Source organism: Pseudomonas sp. R62 (genome assembly GCF_000257605.1).
In the GTDB taxonomy this organism is placed as follows: Bacteria; Pseudomonadota; Gammaproteobacteria; order Pseudomonadales; family Pseudomonadaceae; genus Aquipseudomonas; species Aquipseudomonas atacamensis.
Map to the genome: position 1 here is coordinate 1 of NZ_AHZM01000900.1, position 964 is coordinate 964.

Sequence of the window (964 nt, forward strand, 5' to 3'; positions counted from 1 at the left end):
ACATCAATGCCGACCCGGACGCTGGCACCAGCGAAGCCCCCGGCATCGGCGGCCCGACCGGTCAGCGCATCAATACCCGCGCGTCCGTGATCGATTTGTGGAAACAGGCGCGTCAGGCCCTCGAGGCCGCTGGCGCCGAAGTCGTCGAAACCGATTTCCCGCTAGTCTCCAACTGCGAAGGCGACCGCCCTGGCGCGCCAACCGTGTTCACCCGTGGGCTGGTGTCGAAAGAATTCCTCCACCATGAACTGTGGGATCTGACTGCCTGGGCGTTCGATGACTTCCTGCAAGCCAACGGTGACCCGAAGCTTAATCGTCTGGTTGACGTCGACGGGCCGAAGATCTTCCCGCACGACCCTGGCACCCTACCCAACCGCGAAGGCGATCTGGCCGCCGGCATGGACGAATACGTGCGCATGGCCGAACGCGGCATCACGCCGTGGAATGAAATCCCAACCGTGCCTGATGGCTTGCGCGGTCTGGAGCAGACCCGACGCATCGACCTCGAAGACTGGATGGACAGCCTCGGCCTCGACGCCGTGCTGTTCCCGACCGTCGCCGACGTCGGCCCGGCGGATGCGGATGTCAATCCTGCTTCGGCCGACATCGCCTGGAGCAACGGCGTCTGGGTGGCCAACGGCAACCTTGCGATCCGCCACCTCGGCGTGCCGACCGTCACCGTGCCCATGGGCGTGATGGCCGACATCGGCATGCCCGTCGGCCTGACCTTCGCCGGCCGCGCGTACGACGACTCGAGCCTGCTGCGCTTCGCCGCCGCTTTCGAATCCACCGGCAGCAAACGCCAGATCCCACCGCGTACACCGCCGCTGGCTTAATGCACTGTGTCAGCTCCCACAAACCCTGTGGGAGCTGACTTGCAAGCGATGGCGGCCTGACAGACGCCACAGTTTTACCTGACTACACCGACTCAAACTGTGGGAGCGAGCCTGCTCGCGAAAGCGCT

At 64.8% G+C, this 964-nt stretch carries 1 pseudogene; it reads left to right on the forward strand.

Features of this window, described 5'->3' with window-relative positions:
• A pseudogene (locus OQK_RS00980) lies at positions 1–836 on the forward strand (amidase family protein); the annotation flags it as partial.
• Positions 837–964 lie beyond the last annotated feature (128 nt).